This window comes from Neisseria sp. HMSC078C12 (assembly GCF_001838065.1).
Taxonomy (GTDB): domain Bacteria; phylum Pseudomonadota; class Gammaproteobacteria; order Burkholderiales; family Neisseriaceae; genus Neisseria.
Genome location: NZ_KV835581.1, coordinates 1 through 704, shown reverse-complemented (window position 1 = coordinate 704; position 704 = coordinate 1). Strand labels below are relative to the sequence as shown.

Below are 704 nucleotides of genomic sequence, written 5' to 3'. Positions count from 1 at the left end.
TTGGTGCTGCCGCTGTCGCCGTTGAAGGTCAGGCCTTTGGTGTCAACGGTGTTTTTAGCATCCACACCTTTTTGGATGTCGTCTTTGGTGCTATCAGCCAAGTCGATGCTGTAGTCGGTCACGTTGTTCGCGTCTGCTGCTGAAGCAGTGACGGTCACTTTGCTCGAACCGGCGCTCGCGGTGGTGCCTTTGGCGTTGACGGTGTAAACGTCTTGGCCGTTGGCGCCGGTCGTTTTCACCACGTCTTTGATGTTGGTACCGGCGGCAACTTCGGTACGGGCGGCGGCACTTTGCTGTTTCAGCTGGCTGTAGTTGACGGCGTCGGTGTCATCGGTACCGGCGGCAACGTTGGTGATCTTGTTGCCGGCGGCATTGATGCCGGACTTGGTCACACTCGGGCCGCCTGTGATGGTGAGGCCGTCTGAATTCAGTTTGCTGTCGCCTGCGGTAACGCTGTCGACGGTGATGTCTTTGGCCAGTTTGAAGTCAATCTGGTTGTCGGACACGGTGGTGACGATGTTGCGGTCGCTGCTGCGGTAGGCAACGGTTTCGCCCAGCTGGACGTTGTCGTCGCTGCCGTTGTCGGCGGCAATGTTCAGACCTTTGGCCACATTGGCGTTGGTCTCTTTCAGCTGACCGTAGTTGACGGCGTCGGTGTCGTCGGTACCGGCGGCTACGTTGGTAATCTTGTTACCGGCGTTGTT

At 58.1% G+C, this 704-nt stretch carries 1 pseudogene; it reads right to left on the bottom strand.

What is annotated here, in order from left to right:
* Window positions 1–704 (bottom strand): annotated as a pseudogene (locus HMPREF2596_RS00330) (hypothetical protein); the annotation flags it as partial.